Below are 15606 nucleotides of genomic sequence, written 5' to 3' on the forward strand. Positions count from 1 at the left end.
ACATGAGCCGACCACAACAGCCGTTGAACCAGCAGCAGCAACAGCAGCTCGTCTGGCAGATCGGCCATGCCCTCGCGACGCCGCTGCCGCCCGGCTGGCAGCAGATGCGCGTCGAATACCGGGCGGCGGGCAGGCATGTCGAGGTCGACCTGCTCGTCACCGGTCAGGACGGTCTGCCGCGTCCGGTTCAGCCGGGTCCCGAAGCCGTCCAGCTGCTCGGGAACCTGAGGGCAGGCATGTACCAGCCCGGCCGCGGGACCTGGCTGAGCGCGATCCTGGTCTACGGTTCGGCGACCGTGCTCAGTACGGATTTCCTCGCGGACGTGGAGCCGCCGTGGCGGCAGGCACCGCCGCCGATCGGCTTCCAGGACGAACTGCGGTTCTTCCCGCGCGCCGAGCAGAACATCCCGCCGTGGTTGCGGCAGCGAGCCGGGCTCGCGGCCGAGCCCGCGGCGGCCGAGCCTTCGGTGGCGACTCCGCCGGCCGAGACCCCGGAGGCGCTGAAGGCGCCGCGGGTCCATGACGGTCTCGACGAGTCCGGGCGGCCGATGGTGAACCGAGAGCCACTTTCCCCGGCCGAGCGGGACCGCGTGCTGCGGTACCTCGACGGAGCCCCGGTCGTGCTGGCGTCGCGGAGTTACGACGCCGATGCCTTCGATCCCGACAGAGAACCATTGGTGCCGTTGAACTTCCGCACGGACGGCCGGTGGTACTGGCCGGGCGCGGTCGCCTACTACCTGCGTGAGCACGACGTGGCGCCCGACCCCGAGCTGCTCGGTCATATCCGGGCACTGCGGTTCACCCTGCCCGAGGTCGGAGAGCCCGAACGCGAACTCGCGGTCGCCGCGATCACCGGCCAGCCGTCCACTGAGGACTCAGCGATTTCGCGGCCGGATGATGCCACCTGACGGATACGTCAGGTGGCAAGTTCACGGTCCGGGTACTCTTGACGGCGGCGGCGAAGGCGAGCAGGGAGCACACATGGCACGGGGGAACATCGGCAGGGTCCGGGCGACCCGTTCCGCCGGGATGCTCCCGGTCGTGCTGGCGCTCACCTCGGCCGCGCTGCTGACCGGCGCCGCCGTCTACACGGTCGACCGCGCCGGTTGCGTGGATCCGGGCCAGTACATCCGCCACGACAACCACATCGAGCTCGTCGGCGGCTGCGTCGACGGCTCCGAGCTGCCCGCCGTCCCGAAGGGGACTTCGCACGAAGCGGACTCGAAGAGCGGCGTCACGCCCAGCAACTACCGCCCCTGACCGGGCGATTCCTCCCACCACACCGCGCTGACCAGCGCGAAAGCAGCAAGGGACCTTTGCTCTCACTTACTTAGCGTGGCTAAGCGAGTGGGAGCAAAGGTCCCTTGCTCACTCCCTGGGCTCGGCGGCGGTCAGCCCAGGGCCTTGGCCAGATCGTCGACCAGGTCGCTGCCGTCCTCGATGCCGACGGACAGGCGCAGCAGGTTGTCCGGCACCTCCAGGGTGGACCCGGCGGTGCTCGCGTGGGTCATGCGGCCCGGGTGTTCGATGAGCGATTCGATTCCGCCCAGCGACTCCGCGAGGATGAACAGCTTCGTCCTCGACGCGACGTCGAGCGCGGCCTGCTCGCCGTCGATGTGGGTGAACGAGATCATCCCGCCGAACCGCCGCATCTGCTTCGAGGCGACCTCGTGGCCGGGGTGCTCCGGCAGGCCCGGGTAGTAGACACGCTCGACCTTCGGGTGCTTCAGCAGCATCCGGGCGATCAGTTCGGCGTTGTCGCTGTGCCGCTCCATCCGTAGCGCGAGCGTTTTGATCCCGCGAAGGGTCAGCCACGCGTCGAACGGGCCGGGCACCGCACCCGCTGCGTTGCGCAGGTAGAACAGCTGCTCGCGCAGCTCGTCCTCGTTCGTCAGGATCGCGCCGCCGACGACGTCGGAGTGTCCGCCGAGGTACTTGGTCGTCGAGTGCAGGACGACGTCGGCACCCAGCGAAAGCGGGTTCTGCAGGTACGGGGTGGCGAAGGTGTTGTCGACGACCAGGCGGGCGCCCGCACCGTGCGCGACCTCGGCCAGCGCGGCGATGTCGGCGATCCCCAGCATGGGGTTCGTCGGCGACTCGCACCAGATCAGCTTCGTCTCCGGCCGGATCGCCGCGCGGACCTCGTCGATGTTCCCCAGGTCGGCGACCGTGTGCTCGACGCCCCACAGGCTGAGCACCTTGTCGATCAGGCGGAACGTGCCGCCGTACGCGTCGTTACCGAGGACGAGGTGATCTCCGGGCCGCAGGGTCGCCCGCAGCAGAACGTCACTGGCCGCCATCCCCGACGCGTACGCCAAGCCGTGCCGCGCGCCTTCGAGCGCCGCCAAGGCGACCTCCAGCGCGGTGCGCGTGGGGTTCGCGGTGCGGGAGTACTCGTAGTCACCTTCGCGCGTGCCGCCGACGCCGTCCTGCGCGTAAGTCGAAGTCTGGTAGATCGGCACGATGACCGCGCCGGTCCGGGGATCAGGGGTCTGCCCGGCGTGGATCGCGCGCGTCTCGAAGCCCAGCAGAGAGTAATCGTCGGCCATACCGTCAAGGGTACGACCACCCCTGCCGGATCCCATCGTCTGGGATCGAACTCACCACTGCCCGGGCGGCTGTCCCTGCTGCTGGGCACCGGGGGCCGGCGGATAGCCGGGCTGCGGCGGCGGATATCCGAAATTCGGCGGCTGAACGGCGCCGCCCGGTGGCTTGGCCGCCAGCCAGCGCCCGGTCGGCGGGACCAGCGCCAGCACGAGGGTCACGATCGCCGGGATCAGGACCACGAAGAGAAGCCAGCCGAAGCCGAAATGCAGCATCACCCCGCCGTACGAGAAGTAGAAGCTCGAGCCGATCGCCCGGAACAGGAAGGTCAGCGCCACGAACCCGATCGCGCCCGCGGCTCCGATCACGGTCAGCAGCCGACCGGCCCGCTTGCGCAGGAGCAGCATGATCCCGCCGCCCAGGAGCAAAGCCGCGCTGACGAGGTCCAGCGCCGCTCCGACCACCAGGAACGAAATGACGTAACGGGACAGCTCGATGACGTGGGACACGACCCCGGCGAGGAACCAGAGCCCACCGAGGATCGCCAAGACCCCGGCGATGATCCCGGTCGCCCCGCTCGGCTGCCGTGCCGCGCCCGGCGGCGGATAGGCACCGGGTGGCGGGTATCCCTGCGGTGGGTACTGCTGGAAGGTCATGTCTCCCCCTGTCGAATTCCTTGCCCGGAAAGTACGCCGGATCTCACCATCCGCCCTGCTGGGGGAACTGGTTCTGCGGCCGGTACGGCTGCACCGGAGCGGGCCGCCAGCGCAGGTACCGGAAGGTCGGCGGGAGCACGGCCAGCAGCAGCGCGAGCAGCCCGAACACGACCATGGCCAGGCGGAGGACGCCGTCGAAGGTGGCGAACCGGAGCAGGATGTCGAGGTGGATCCGGTATGGCACACGGAAGGCGATCGGTTCCAGCACGACGGCCAGGATCGCGAGCAGCGAGCCGAGGATCAGCAGGATGGCGCCGATCAACGAGCGGAAGAACGTCGTCAACGCGCCCATCAGCAGGAACAACGCGGCGAGCAGGTACAGCACCAGCTCGACGAGCGCGAAGCCCGGCAGGTTCGAGAGGCTGAACCCCGACGGGAGCTCGATGAAGTAGCGGATCGGGATGAAACCCGACGCGAGGGCGCCGACGAGGCCGAGCACCGCGGCGATGATCGCCGTCGCCCCGGAGGGCCGGGCCTGCGGAGCGGGATACCCGAAGGCCGGCGGTCCAGGCTGCTGGGCGGGATATCCGTACGGACCGGTCACGTCGCTCCCGTCGGCCAGGTGTGGTTGACGGCGCTCACCCTAGTCCGCGGGGCCTGGCCGTGGCAGGCGAATCGGGGATACCCGGGCGAAAACGAAACACCCCCGGCCGCGGGCCGGGGGTGCTCCGAGAGAAACCGTTCAGTGGCGGGGAATCACCACTGCTGCGGGGGCTGACCGGGCTGCTGGCCCGGCTGGCCGAAACCGCCGCTGGGCGGACCCTGCTGGCCCGGCTGCTGCCCGAAACCGCCGGGCTGCTGCGGAGCCTGACCGAAGCCGCCCTGCGGCTGGCCCGGCTGGGCGAAGCCGCCGCTGGGCGGGCCCTGCTGGCCGGGCTGCTGCCCGAAACCGCCGGGCTGCTGCCCCTGCTGCGGGAAACCACCCGAAGACGGCTGACCGGGCTGGCCGAAGCCACCCTGCGGCGGGCCGCCGTACGGACCGGGCTGGCCCGGCTGGCCGAAGCCGCCCTGCGGCGGGCCACCGAAACCACCGGGCTGGCCGCTCTGCGGGGCACCCAGCACCGAACCGCCGCCACCGAGACCCACGAACTGCGCGGTCGCCGGGATCAGGCCCAGCACACCCACGATCAGGATCACGATGCCGAGGAGCAGGTGCAGCAGGCCACCGCCGATACCGGCGCCTTCCCTGGCGTAAGCGGGCAGCTTCTCCAGGAAGTCCGACGACGGGGTCGAACCGACGAGCAGGAGGACACCGAACAGCACCAGCAGCGCACCACCGGCGGCGGTGACGATCGGCGCGAGCTTCTTCACCGTGCCCGGGAGCTTGCCCGCGAGGGCGAGCCCGACACCACCGGCGAGCGAAACGAGCGATCCGACGAGAAGCATGATCACGTAGAACCAGGTCGCCCCCGGCCCGACCACACCGGCCTCGTCCAGGAACTTTTCGATCTGCTCTTGGTTCGGAGCGCCGTCGAAGACCTTCGAGTAGTCGCTGGCGTCACCGAAGTAGACGAACGACACGATCAGGGCGACCAGGCCGAGCAACGCCACGACGCCGCCGGCGATGAACCCGAACATCTGGTTCCCACCGCCGCCGGAACCCGCGGCGGTGTGGCCCGGCGGCGGGCCGCCGAAACCGGGCTGCTGGCCGAAACCGCCCTGCGGCGGCCCGCCGAAGCCCTGCTGCGGCTGGCCGAAACCAGGCTGCTGCTGGCCCTGCGCGGGGTCGAAACCGCCCTGCTGCGGCTGGCCGAAGCCCTGCTGCTGACCGAAGCCGCCACCCTGGGCGCCGTAGGCACCGGCGGCCGGGTTGTCGGCCGCGCTCGGCGGCGGGGCGTACGGGATGGCGGGCGGCTGCGAACCCGGCGGCACGAGCTGGGTGGACTCGGCGGTGGGGCTTTCCCCGCCTCCGCTCACCGGCTGCACGACCTGGGTCGCGTTCGCGTCACCCGAACCCGGCTGGACCGGCTGCACGACCTGCGTGGGCTCCGGCGTGTCGCCGAACCCGCCTCCCTGGGGCTGCTGCTCATAGGAGGGCTGCTGCCCGTACTGCGGTTGCCCGTAGTCGGGCTGCGCGGGCTGGCCGGGCTGCACCACCTGGGTCGGTTCCGGGGAACCGAACGGGTTGTCTTGCTGCGGCTGGGGGCCACTCGGGGGTCCCTGCGGTGGCTGGGCGCCACCCCAAGGCTGATTCGGTGGCTGCGGAGCACTCATTTGGGTCTTGAACCCCCTTGACGAGGACATAAAAGTTCAACTCACCGGACACGCTATCGGATAGCCGGTCGGGCCGCTCGTAACGCCCCGGCCCGACCATCCGATGAAATGCTTCTTTACCGTCCCGCGAGAAACGCGAGCAGGTCGTGCCGGGTGACGACACCCGCCGGCTTGCCGTCGACCAGGACCATCGCGCCGTCCGCGCCCGAGAGCGCGCTCATCGCCACACTCACCTGCTCACCGGCGCCGATGGTCGGCAGCGGCGGCGACATGTGCTGCTCGAGCCGGTCGGCCAGCTGGGCCTTGCCGGTGAAGAGCGCCTCGAGAAGATCGCGTTCGTTGACCGCGCCGACGACCTCGGCCGCCATGACCGGCGGCTCCGCGCTGACCACGGGCATCTGGCTGACGCCGAACTCGGCGAGGATCGCCACCGCTTCGGCGACGGTCTCGTTCGGGTGGCTGTGCACCAGGCTGGGCAGCGAGCCGCTCTTCTTCGTCAGGACGTCGCCGACGGTCCGGCCGCTGGAGTCCGGCGGCAGGAAACCGTAGGAGGACATCCAGCTGTCGTTGAACACCTTGGTGAGGTAGCCGCGGCCGCCGTCGGGCAGGAGCACGACGACGACGTCGTCCGGGCCGAGGCCCTCCGCGAGCTTGAGCGCCGCGGCGACGGCCATACCGCACGAACCGCCGACGAGCAGCCCCTCTTCGAGCGCGAGGCGGCGGGTGATGTCGAACGAGTCCGCGTCCGACACCGCGATGATCCGGTCGGCGATGTCCCGGTCGTAGGTTTCCGGCCAGAAGTCCTCACCGACGCCTTCGACCAGGTACGGCCGCCCGGTCCCGCCGGAGTACACCGAGCCTTCGGGGTCCGCGCCGACGACCTGGACGCGGCCGTCGCTGACCTCCTTGAGGTACTTGCCGGTGCCCGAGATCGTCCCGCCGGTGCCGACGCCCGCGACGAAGTGCGTGATCTTGCCCTCGGTCTGACGCCAGAGCTCCGGCCCGGTCGAGTGGTAGTGGCTGGCGGGGTTCTCCGGGTTGGCGTACTGGTTCGGCTTCCAGGCGCCCTCGATCTCACGCACGAGGCGGTCGGAGACGTTGTAGTAGGAGTCCGGGTGCTCCGGCGCCACCGCGGTCGGGCAGACCACGACGCGGGCGCCATAGGCCTTGAGCACGTTGCGCTTGTCCTCGCTGACCTTGTCCGGGCAGACGAACACGCACTTGTATCCCTTGCGCTGCGCCACCATGGCCAGCCCGACGCCGGTGTTGCCGGAGGTCGGCTCGACGATGGTGCCGCCGGGCTTCAGCTCGCCGGAACGCTCCGCGGCTTCGATCATCCGCAGCGCGATGCGGTCCTTGACGCTGCCGCCGGGGTTGACGTACTCGACCTTGGCCAGGATGAGCGGCTGGAGCCCCTCGGCCAGTGCGTTCAGCTTGACCAGAGGGGTGTTGCCCACGAGGTCCACGATGTGCTCGACGTATTCCACTCCCACAGCCTAAACGCCGCAGGTCGCGATGTGGCCACTCGACAGTGTCGTCGGAAAGAGTGGCGTGGATCGCGTTCACCTTTGACCCGCACCTCGCTCCGGTGGAGGATGCGAGGTGAGCAACCGCTTAGCGCGTGTGTCTGGATCGAAAACAAGGGAGTGTCGTTCCATGCCCGAAGCCGTCATCGTCTCCACCGCCCGATCCCCGATCGGCCGCGCCGGCAAGGGATCGCTGGTGAGCATCCGCCCGGACGACCTCGCCGCGCAGATGGTCCGCGCCGCGCTCGACAAGGTCCCCGAACTGGACCCGACGCAGATCGAAGACCTCATGCTGGGCTGCGGTCTCCCCGGCGGCGAGCAGGGCTTCAACATGGGCCGCGCGGTCGCCGTCGAACTCGGCTACGACCACCTGCCCGGCTGCACGATCACGCGGTACTGCTCTTCGAGCCTCCAGACCACCCGCATGGCGCTGCACGCGATCAAGGCGGGCGAAGGCGACGTGTTCATCTCCGCCGGTGTCGAGACGGTTTCCCGCTTCGCCAACGGGAGCTCGGACTCGTGGCCGAACACGCACAACCCACTGTTCGCCGACGCCGAGGCCCGCACCGCGCAGGTGGCGGCCGAGGGCGCCGACAGCTGGACCGACCCGCGTGAGAACGGCGCTCTGCCGGACGTCTACATCGCGATGGGCCAGACCGCCGAGAACCTGGCGCGGCTGAAGAACGTTTCGCGTGAGGAGATGGACGAGTTCGGCGTCCGCTCGCAGAACCTCGCCGAGAAGGCCATCGCGGACGGCTTCTGGGCCAAGGACATCACGCCGGTGACCCTGCCGGACGGCACGGTGGTTTCGAAGGACGACGGCCCGCGCGCCGGCGTCACCCTCGAAGGCGTCTCCGGTCTCAAGCCGGTCTTCCGCCCCGACGGCCGGATCACCGCGGGCAACTGCTGCCCGCTCAACGACGGCGCGGCCGCGGTGGTCGTCATGTCCGACACCAAGGCCAAGGAGCTGGGGCTGACGCCGCTCGCCCGCGTCGTCTCCACCGGCGTTTCCGGTCTGTCGCCGGAGATCATGGGCTACGGCCCGGTCGAGGCGTCGAAGCAGGCGCTCGCGCGCGCCGGGATGTCGATCGGCGACATCGACCTGGTCGAGATCAACGAGGCGTTCGCCGCGCAGGTCATCCCGTCGTACAAGGACCTCGGGATCGACCTCGACAAGCTGAACGTCAACGGCGGCGCGATCGCCGTCGGGCACCCGTTCGGCATGACCGGCGCGCGGATCACCTCGACGCTGATCAACTCGCTGCGTCACCACGACAAGCAGTTCGGCCTCGAGACGATGTGCGTCGGCGGCGGCCAGGGCATGGCGATGGTGCTGGAGCGCCTCTCCTGACCCGCTGACCTGCGAAAAGGGAGCAAGGGACCTTTGCTACCGCTTACTTAGCCAGGCTAAGCGAGTGGTAGCAAAGGTCCCTTGCTCCCTTCCGGGCGCCTAGTGGGTCATGATCGGCGGGGCCGCGGCGACCTCGCCGTCCGCGCCGTCGGGCAGCGCGGGCTTGGTCTTCGGCAGGAACGCCGCCGGGATCAGGCACAGCGCGAGCAGGATCATCGACCACAGGAACGTCGTCGAGAACGCGTCCGCGGTCAGCCCCGAAGCCGCTTCACGCGTCGCCGGGTTCATCACCGCGGCGGTCGCGGCCAGCTGCCCCTGCGCGGTCGGCACGCCGAACTTCCCGGCGAGCAGCGCCGCCAGGATGATCGACAGCACCGCCGAACCGATCGCCCCGGCGGTCTGCTGCAGGATGTTCGTCGCCGTCGACGCCTTCGCCATGTCCTCGGACTTGAGCGTCTGCAACGCGGCCGAGGTGATCGGCATCATCGTCGCGCCCATGCCGAGCCCCATCACGAACAGCGCCGAAAGCAGCAGCCAGTACGGCGTCGCGGCGGTGATCTGGGTGAAGGCGATCAGGCCCGCGAGCATCAGCACGAGACCGGGCAGCACGATCTTCCGCGCGCCGATCTTGTCCGCGAACCGGCCCGCGATCGGCATGGTCAGCATCGCGCCGACCCCCTGCGGGGCGAGCAGCAGACCGGCGTTCATCGCCGATTCGCCGCGCGCCAGCACGAAATACGTCGGCAGGAGCAGCATCGCGCCGAAGAACGCGACGCAGAAGAAGGTCATCGTCACCATGGCGACGGAGAACGACCGGTTCTTGAACAGTTTCAGGTCGAGCAGCGGGTTCGTGACCCGGTTCGCCCGGAACACGAACGCCACCAGCAACGCGATCCCGGCCAGCGCGGGCAGCCAGACGTCCACCGCGCCGACACCGCCGGCCGCCGGGATGTTCGACACGCCGAAGATCAGCGCCGCCAGGCCGGGCGAGACCATCAGCATGCCGATGAAGTCGAACCGTTCGCTGGGCTCCGGCCGGTCCTTCGGCAGCAGGCGCCACGCCATGGCCATGGTGATCAGGCCGATCGGCACGTTGATGTAGAAGATCCAGCGCCAGCTCACCGCGTCGACCAGCCAGCCGCCGAGGATCGGGCCGCCGATCGGGCCGAGCAGCATCGGCACCCCGAGCACGCCCATCACGCGCCCGATCCGGTGCGGTCCGGCCGCCCTGGTCAGGATCGTCATACCGGCGGGCATCAGCATGCCGCCGCCGAAGCCCTGCAGGACGCGGAAGACGATCAGCGATTCGACGTCCCAGGCCATGCCGGCGAGCATCGACCCGATCAGGAACAGCCCGATCGCGGTCATGTAGAGCCGTTTGGTGCCGAACCGGTCCGAAGCCCAGCCAGTGATCGGGATGACCGTCGCCAGCGCGAGCATGTAGCCGGTCGCGATCCACTGGATGGTGTCGAACGAGGTCTGGAACTCGATGGTCAGTTTCTGGAGCGCGACGTTGACGACCGTCGTGTCGAGGATCGCCATGATCGCGCCGAGGATGACGACGCCGGCGATCTTGAGCACGCCGGCGTCGAGTTTGTCGCCGCCCGGTGCGGCCGGGCTTTGCGTTGACATGAAAAATCCGTCCCTGATGCTCAGTGTCCCCCGGGACGCGACAACCCCCGCGGTCGCGACTACGGAATCGACGCCCGGCCTCGCGCCGAGCCTCCCCAATCGAGCTTGTGCATTAATGCGCAAGCTCAGTACGTAGCCGAGGGTAGCCGAACACAGGTTTTACCTGCCAACTTTTTCCCCGTAGGCGGACCTATGGGGCAGACCTGTGTACGGAGTGTCAGCAGACGCTGTCCGTCGGCGCCGGGTTGCCGAGCCCGAACAGCGGACGCAGCTTGAGCCCGATCCAGGTGCCGCCGAGCGCGAAGACACCCCACAGCCAGCCGTGCAGGCTGCCGACCGAGATGCCGCCGAGGTAGGCGCCGATGTTGCAGCCGCCCGCCATCCGCGCGCCGACGCCCATCAGGATTCCACCGAGCACCGCGGCGACGGCGGTCCGCCACGGGATCGAGCTGTGGATCTTCCACGCGCCCGCCGCCGCGGCGGCGACCCCCGCGCCGATCATGATGCCGATGTCGGTGAGGCTGTTCTTGTCCTTCCAGATCGGCCCCGCCAGCGACGCCGCGTTCGCCTTGAGACGCCAGAACTCCCAGGTCTCGGGGTGCAGGCCGAACACCTGCAGGATCTTGGCGCCCCACAGGCTGAACGCGCTCGTGACACCCCAGATCCCGCCGGAGACCAGGAAGACCGCGCCCGCCAGCACCCCGAGCACGACGGCGCCGACGAGGATCGGCCACGAGCCGCGGTAGATCCGGGCGAAACCGCGCGCGGTCGGCACGACGTCGACCGGCGGCGGGTTGCGGCGCTTCTGCACGAACCGGGTCCCCAGCACGATCGCGGCGAGGACGGCGATGGTGATCGCCCACGAACCGAACCAGCCCACATGATCGGCGAGCAGGACACCCTTGAACTCGGGCCAGCCCGACAGCAGCGGATACGCCCATGTGTAGAGGACCGACCCGGTGATGAAACCGCCGAGGGTCAGCACGATCGTCGACTGCCCGGAACCGACCGCGAACAACGTTCCCGAAGCGCACGCGCCACCCAGTTGCATGCCGATCGCGAAGATCGTGGCGCCGACGAACAGCGCGAGCCCCAGCCCGCCCGCGGTCGGATTCGGCGTGCTGCCGAAGAGCCCGGATCCGGTGCCCACGATCAGCGCGATCAACGTCGCGGCCGTGCCGAGCAGCAGCGTGTGCGCCCGAAGCCCCTGACCGTTCCCGACCGCGATCAGCTGGCGCCAGGCCGAAGTGAACCCGAACCGGGAGTGGAAGAGCGCGACGCCGAGCAGCAGGCCGAGGATGAGCAGGACCCCGAACTTCGCCCCGTGCGCGGACCAGACGTACCAGGTCAGCCCGACCGCGAGAGCACCCGCGACCGCCAGCGGCACTACCTTGACCGGCTCCTCCGGTTGCGGGACCGGAGCGGCACAGGAGGTCGGGAAGTCGAGGAGTTTCTTCTCACCGGCTTGGGCTTCGGTCGTCGCCACCAGGACTCCAGGTCGATCGGCGGGGTTGGGGACGAGCAACGTTAAGACCCGTGACCGCCCGGTCGCAGCCCGTCCCACACTGTGCGACGAACGGCGGCGCGCGCAGGGCCGGATGGCGGCGGTAGCAAAGGTCCCTTGCTACTGCTTGGTGCTCTTCACGCAGACGGTCGAGGGCGGTGTCGAGTAGCTCTTGAGATGGGTCGCGTCCGTGTCGTCACAGGTCGCGACGCTGTCGACCACCTTCACGACCTCGGCGTCCCGCGTGGGGTCGGAGCAGGGGACCTTCTGATAGGCCACGCTGTCGGCCAGGAAGTTCTCGAGACAGTCGCCCTGCTTGGCGTTGATCATCATGCAGAGCTTGTACGAGGCGAACGTCTTGTCGACGGTGAGCTGGTCGTACTCGCCCGTGGGGCAGGCGCCGCCCGCGTCGGTCTTCGCGCCGGCCTTCGCGTTGGCCTCCGCCGAGCCGCAGTCCGCCTTGACCGGATCCTCGCCGACGTCACCGAAAGTGGTGACCGCGTAGCAGTCCCCCACCCGGACGTCGTCGGTGTTCGAGAGGTAGCCGACGATCCACGACGACGCGCTCAGCACCACGATCGCGACCGGTACCAGGAGGCCCAACCAGAACCACTTGGAACGCTTCGGCCTGGCGGGTTCGCCGCTGTGCTCGGTCATGGGGTCAGCGTATTCGCGGCGACGAAAAAGGGCGCCCCGATCGCTCGGAGCGCCCTTTCGCGAAACCCGGGTCAGTCGTTTTGGAAGTACGACAGCAGCCGCAGGATCTCGAGGTACAGCCAGACCAGCGTGGTCATGAGGCCGAAGGCGGCGAACCACGCCCACTTCGACGGCATGCCCTCGCGGATCATCCGGTCGGCCTGGTCGAAGTCGAGCAGGAAGCTGAACGCCGCGACACCGATCACCACGAGGCTGAAGATGATCGCGATCGGCCCGCCGTCACGCAGCGGGTTGAAGCCGAAGAAGCTGGTGACGAGGTTGACCAGCATCAGGATCGCGACACCGACGACGGCGCCGATGATCCACTTGGTCAGCTTCGGGGTGACCTTGACCGCGCCGGTCTTGTAGACGACCAGCATCGCGACGAAGACACCCGCCGTGCCGATGATCGCCTGCAGCGCGATCCCGGGGTACAGCGCTTCGAAGAGACCGCTGATGGCACCGAGGAAGACACCCTCGGCGGCCGAGTACGCCAGCGTGAGCGGGCCGCTCGGCTTCTGCTTGAAGATGATCACGAGCGAGATCACGAGGCCGACGATCATGCCGCCGACGAGCGCGCCGATCACGGCGCCGCTGATCCCGGTGATCCGGCCCGCGGCGTCCACGGGCAGCTGGCTGATCGCCCAGATCGCGGTGAGCACACCGGTCACCAGCGCGGTGCCGAGGCTCAGCGCCGTCTTGATGACGACGTCGTCGACGGTCATCGGACGGTCGTCGGCGCCGGCGGAGGTCTGCGGGGGGCCGTAGCCGGGCACGCCGCCCTGGGGTTGGTTGAAGCCTACGTTGGGTCCGTACTGCGCCGCGCCACGCGGCAGGTTCCGGAACGCCGGGTTGCTACTGGATCGCACCTGATCCTCCTGGATCTACTGGCACCTGCATCGGGTTCAACGACCACGTGGGCCGCCCGGTTCCCGTCGAAGTAAAGACGACTTTACTCACAATCGGCGCGACGCCCATCCCCCACACCGTATGCGGCGCAGATCACCGACCGTTCACCGATACCCCACCTGATGCCGTATTGCCAAAAACCCTGATCACAGGACACCCTCCACGGTGCGTGTTCGGATAATCACCGAAGGCGTGTCGGGGAACCTATCGATCGTGTGACCTGCGCCGACGTAAATGCGCCGGGGCAGAACACGGCCAAAGGAGTCAACACACCATGGGGTGGACCACACGCCCGAGCGTGCGTTCGCGCGCCTTGACCAGCCTGATCGCGACGTGCCTGCTCGGCGCCTTGTCGGCCACCGTCGCGGTGACACCGGCCTCGGCCGCCGAAAACGAAGGCGTCGGTTACAAGATCACGCCTGGCCAGACGGTCGACAGCCAGCCAAGAGACCGCGACTGGCTCGGTTCCTACGTCGTCAACGGCAAGCACGTGTTCTGTGTCAGCTTCCAGCTGAAGGCGCCGGGCTCGGCGGAGGAGTACAAGCCCGGCGACGAACTCCTCGACAAGTGGGGGCAGAAGCTGCCGGAGGATGTGGCGGCCAACATCTCCTATCTGCTCCTGCGCTACGGCGGCACGCAGGACAACGCCGAGGCGGCAGCGCTCGCGCACCTGCTGCACTCGTGGACGTCGAAGCCTCGGTCCGACGCCGACCTCAAGCCGGACCTCAAGCCGGAAGAGATCGGCTACGACATCCAGGGCGCTCTCGGCAAGCTGAAGGCGCAGCACGCCGATGCCGCCACAGCCGTCGAGAAGCTGACCAAGGACGCCGAAGCCAACCGCGGCCCGTGGACCACCGCGATCACCCCGCCGAAGGAAGACCAGCACATCGGCACCGCGGGCGAATGGACGATCAGCGTCAAGAACGCCAAGGGCAAGGGCATCTCGGGCGTACCCGTGCAGCTCACTCCGTCGAACGCGACCGTCGACGGTGGTGAGCGCACCAAACCCGCGTCGACCTCGAACACCAAGGCCGAGAAGGCCACCACGGTGAAGACCGGCGAGGACGGCACCGTCACGGTCAAGGTGACGCCCACCGGTGACCAGCCGAAGCTGTCCAGCTCGCTGTCGGCCCCGGCGGACCGGCCGTACGTGCAGTTCCCCGTCAGGACCGGCGTACAGAAGGTCGTCTCGACCGGCGGCGAGAAGGAACTGAAGGCCCAGGGTGTCGCGGTCGTCGCGAAGCCGGGCAAGGTCCAGGTGACGAAGGTCGACGCGAAGACCGACAAGGGCGTGGCGGGCGCCGCGCTGCGGATCACCGCGAAGGACAAGACGACGGCCGCGGTCGGCCAGGACGGCAAGCCCCTCAACGGCGCCGACGGCAAACCCGCCGTCGTCACCACCGAAGGCGAGAACGGCACCGTCACCGTGGAGAACCTGCGTGCCCCGCAGGAGATCTGCGTGGTCGAGGTCAGCGCGCCGCCGGGCTACACCAACGCGTTCGACCCGAAGAATCCGCCGTCCGCCTGCGGCGAGCTCAAGCCGGGTGAGACGCTGGCGCTCAAGGTCGCCAACACGCCCAACGAGGTACCGCGCACCATCCCCGCCGGAGACCGGCCGGTGGCGATGATGCAGGGCACCGTCGAGAACTCGGCGTCGACCGCCGGCATTCTCGGCGTCGGCGCGCTCGCGCTGCTCGGTTCGCTGATGGTGGGCGTGGCCGCGCGGCGGTCCTCGCGACGCTAAGAGGTTCTGGGATGTCAGTACGACGTGGGTTCGCGCTGGGAGCCGTCACGGTCCTGTGCGCGGACCTCGTCGCGGCCCTGCTCATCTGGCCGCCGACGACAGTGGTGACGGGGACGGCTCAGGCCGTCTCCGTCACGGTCGCGGGCGGCGCGCCCGCCGCTCCCGCACAGCAGGAGGTCCCGCCTCCGCCGGACGTCGTCCCCACGACTCCGACGGCCGCCCCACCGGCGGCGTCGTCGTCGAAGGCGCCTGACGCACCGAAACCGCAGGGCCCGGGGACGATCAAGCTGCCGGCGGGCGGCGCGGCGAAACTCGTGCGCAAGGAACTCGGGCCGGGTGCGGAGCTCCCGGTGCCCGAAAACCTCGGCGAGGTGACCTGGTGGGGCGCCGAGCTGAGCGCGGCCACCGGGGCGAGCGTGTTCGCCGGGCATGTGAACTGGAAGGGCGCGACGGGTCCGTTCGCGGAACTGTGGACCGAACGCGTCGGCGGCACCGTCACCGTGGTCGACAAGGCGGGCAAGTCCTGGCAGTACAAGGTCTCCCAGCTGATCACGCTGAAGAAGAACGAACTGCCACAGCGCGCGGACGAGCTCTTCGGCCAGTCCGGTCCACATCGGATCGTCCTCGTCACCTGCGGCGGCCGGTGGGTCGGCGGGGAGACCGGATACGCCGAGAACCGGGTCGTCATCGCCGACCCGGTCTAGTTACCCGTGAGTAACTTCACCGGCGCCGTGGTGGTCCTCGCCGTCCTCATGCAGCAGAATGCCGGG

14 protein-coding genes are annotated in these 15606 nt (G+C 69.1%); 5 read left to right on the plus strand and 9 right to left on the minus strand.

Annotation, left to right across the window (positions count from 1 at the left end):
- Positions 1-2 precede the first annotated feature (2 nt).
- A complete protein-coding gene (locus tag ACOCEP_RS05270; protein ID WP_482336059.1) occupies positions 3-908 on the plus strand; it encodes a ferredoxin in 906 nt (301 codons plus the stop codon).
- 73 nt (positions 909-981) lie between these two features.
- Positions 982-1260 carry a hypothetical protein gene (locus ACOCEP_RS05275; protein WP_482336060.1) on the plus strand — a complete coding sequence of 93 codons (279 nt, stop codon included), beginning with the start codon at positions 982-984 and terminating at the stop codon, positions 1258-1260.
- Between the two features lie 131 nt (positions 1261-1391).
- On the opposite strand, the gene ACOCEP_RS05280 is transcribed toward ACOCEP_RS05275, so the two are convergent.
- The 5 genes from ACOCEP_RS05280 to ACOCEP_RS05300 form a co-directional block, all read right to left on the minus strand.
- Positions 1392-2549, minus strand: coding sequence for a cystathionine gamma-synthase (locus ACOCEP_RS05280; RefSeq protein WP_482336062.1), 1158 nt, complete (start codon positions 2547-2549; stop codon positions 1392-1394).
- A 51-nt stretch (positions 2550-2600) separates the two neighbouring features.
- Positions 2601-3200, minus strand: a complete 600-nt coding sequence (locus ACOCEP_RS05285) for a hypothetical protein (RefSeq protein ID WP_482336063.1) — start codon at positions 3198-3200, stop codon at positions 2601-2603.
- 43 nt (positions 3201-3243) lie between these two features.
- Positions 3244-3804 (minus strand): hypothetical protein, encoded by a 561-nt coding sequence (locus ACOCEP_RS05290; protein WP_465411086.1) that lies wholly within the window; start codon positions 3802-3804, stop codon positions 3244-3246.
- 152 nt (positions 3805-3956) lie between these two features.
- On the minus strand, positions 3957-5357 hold the full coding sequence (locus ACOCEP_RS05295; RefSeq protein WP_482336065.1) for a hypothetical protein: 1401 nt from the start codon (positions 5355-5357) through the stop codon (positions 3957-3959).
- A 233-nt stretch (positions 5358-5590) separates the two neighbouring features.
- Complete coding sequence (locus ACOCEP_RS05300; protein WP_482336066.1) at positions 5591-6961, minus strand: cystathionine beta-synthase; 1371 nt, start codon at positions 6959-6961, stop codon at positions 5591-5593.
- A 169-nt stretch (positions 6962-7130) separates the two neighbouring features.
- Between ACOCEP_RS05300 and ACOCEP_RS05305 the strand changes: the two genes are divergently transcribed.
- Complete coding sequence (locus tag ACOCEP_RS05305; protein WP_482336067.1) at positions 7131-8351, plus strand: acetyl-CoA C-acetyltransferase; 1221 nt, start codon at positions 7131-7133, stop codon at positions 8349-8351.
- Between the two features lie 99 nt (positions 8352-8450).
- Here ACOCEP_RS05305 and ACOCEP_RS05310 read toward each other — a convergent pair whose 3' ends face one another.
- The 4 genes from ACOCEP_RS05310 to ACOCEP_RS05325 all read right to left on the minus strand — a co-directional run bounded on the left by ACOCEP_RS05310 (position 8451) and on the right by ACOCEP_RS05325 (position 13052).
- Positions 8451-9983 carry a DHA2 family efflux MFS transporter permease subunit gene (locus tag ACOCEP_RS05310; protein ID WP_482336068.1) on the minus strand — a complete coding sequence of 511 codons (1533 nt, stop codon included), beginning with the start codon at positions 9981-9983 and terminating at the stop codon, positions 8451-8453.
- 217 nt (positions 9984-10200) lie between these two features.
- Positions 10201-11469 (minus strand): YeeE/YedE family protein, encoded by a 1269-nt coding sequence (locus ACOCEP_RS05315; RefSeq protein ID WP_482336069.1) that lies wholly within the window; start codon positions 11467-11469, stop codon positions 10201-10203.
- A 138-nt stretch (positions 11470-11607) separates the two neighbouring features.
- A complete protein-coding gene (locus ACOCEP_RS05320; protein ID WP_482336070.1) occupies positions 11608-12144 on the minus strand; it encodes an LppU/SCO3897 family protein in 537 nt (178 codons plus the stop codon).
- A 71-nt stretch (positions 12145-12215) separates the two neighbouring features.
- Positions 12216-13052 carry a Bax inhibitor-1/YccA family protein gene (locus ACOCEP_RS05325; RefSeq protein WP_482336072.1) on the minus strand — a complete coding sequence of 279 codons (837 nt, stop codon included), beginning with the start codon at positions 13050-13052 and terminating at the stop codon, positions 12216-12218.
- 314 nt (positions 13053-13366) lie between these two features.
- Between ACOCEP_RS05325 and ACOCEP_RS05330 the strand changes: the two genes are divergently transcribed.
- The gene (locus ACOCEP_RS05330; protein ID WP_482336073.1) at positions 13367-14836 is read left to right on the plus strand and encodes a SpaA isopeptide-forming pilin-related protein; all 1470 of its coding nucleotides are present in this window, start codon (positions 13367-13369) and stop codon (positions 14834-14836) included.
- An 11-nt stretch (positions 14837-14847) separates the two neighbouring features.
- Complete coding sequence (locus ACOCEP_RS05335; RefSeq protein ID WP_482336074.1) at positions 14848-15540, plus strand: class F sortase; 693 nt, start codon at positions 14848-14850, stop codon at positions 15538-15540.
- The last annotated feature ends 66 nt before the right edge of the window (positions 15541-15606 follow it).

It is taken from the genome of Amycolatopsis sp. CA-211722, assembly GCF_056828465.1.

Bases quoted from the DNA above. Each gene is read 5' to 3' on its own strand.
- ACOCEP_RS05305 (WP_482336067.1), top strand. From the start codon at position 7,131: ATGCCCGAAGCCGTCATCGTCTCCACCGCCCGATCCCCGATCGGCCGC.
- ACOCEP_RS05320 (WP_482336070.1), bottom strand. From the start codon at position 12,144: ATGACCGAGCACAGCGGCGAACCCGCCAGGCCGAAGCGTTCCAAGTGG.
- ACOCEP_RS05280 (WP_482336062.1), bottom strand. From the start codon at position 2,549: ATGGCCGACGATTACTCTCTGCTGGGCTTCGAGACGCGCGCGATCCAC.
- ACOCEP_RS05310 (WP_482336068.1), bottom strand. From the start codon at position 9,983: ATGTCAACGCAAAGCCCGGCCGCACCGGGCGGCGACAAACTCGACGCC.
- ACOCEP_RS05275 (WP_482336060.1), top strand. From the start codon at position 982: ATGGCACGGGGGAACATCGGCAGGGTCCGGGCGACCCGTTCCGCCGGG.
- ACOCEP_RS05285 (WP_482336063.1), bottom strand. From the start codon at position 3,200: ATGACCTTCCAGCAGTACCCACCGCAGGGATACCCGCCACCCGGTGCC.
- ACOCEP_RS05330 (WP_482336073.1), top strand. From the start codon at position 13,367: ATGGGGTGGACCACACGCCCGAGCGTGCGTTCGCGCGCCTTGACCAGC.
- ACOCEP_RS05270 (WP_482336059.1), top strand. From the start codon at position 3: ATGAGCCGACCACAACAGCCGTTGAACCAGCAGCAGCAACAGCAGCTC.
- ACOCEP_RS05335 (WP_482336074.1), top strand. From the start codon at position 14,848: ATGTCAGTACGACGTGGGTTCGCGCTGGGAGCCGTCACGGTCCTGTGC.